This is a genomic window from Bartonella sp. AC62GZZY (genome assembly GCF_042196525.1).
Lineage (GTDB): Bacteria > Pseudomonadota > Alphaproteobacteria > Rhizobiales > Rhizobiaceae > Bartonella.
On the sequence record NZ_JBHIQN010000075.1, the window covers coordinates 1 to 639 of the forward strand.

At 40.1% G+C, this 639-nt stretch carries 2 protein-coding genes; both read right to left on the reverse strand.

Annotated features, from left to right (window positions below; genetic code table 11):
• Positions 1-125, reverse strand: a 125-nt coding sequence (locus ACFIML_RS09235) for a pantoate--beta-alanine ligase (protein ID WP_375688036.1), incomplete at its 3' end; no start/stop codon positions are given.
• 28 nt (positions 126-153) lie between these two features.
• Positions 154-639, reverse strand: a 486-nt coding sequence (recO, locus tag ACFIML_RS09240; RefSeq protein ID WP_375688034.1) for a DNA repair protein RecO, incomplete at its 5' end; no start/stop codon positions are given.

Sequence of the window (639 nt, forward strand, 5' to 3'; positions counted from 1 at the left end):
TGCACTAATGCTAGGTGACCTTCATGCAGTGCCCCCATCGTTGGAACAAAACCTATAGATCGTCCTAAATATCGCTCTACTGCGATATATTGACGTACTTCAGAAATTGTTTTTAAGATTCGCATCTTCATATTCTATTGACTATTTATCAGATTAACAAATTGATGCTTGCGTACAAAATTGCCGTTCAAATAGTTGTATCAAATTCATGCGTATCGGTGGTTGCTTTATATCCCGTGGTTCCCAGACATGACGCATTAAAAAGAAACCTGTTAGAATAAAACCATTTATGATGTCATTAAAATCTACAGGACGTGTCGTTCTTTGCACAAGAAACTGTGGTAAAATGAGAAGCTTCTCCTTCCAAGGGCGCCCCGCCTCCTCACATACAGCTCGTCCCGATTTTGGTGATACATAACAAAGTCTCTCTGTACTGCCCGTTACAGCACAATGAGACAAATCAAGGCCAAAGCCAAGTTCTTCGAGCAGCCGCATTTCAAAACGTACAAGCAACTCTGCGTTTACAGACCGCTCATCAAAATTCTGCATAAAAAGGTGTAAAATATCATATAAAATAGGATGCGGATCACGCTCAGGAAGAAAACGCAAATGAAAAGCTATCAATTGCAAAGCATAAAG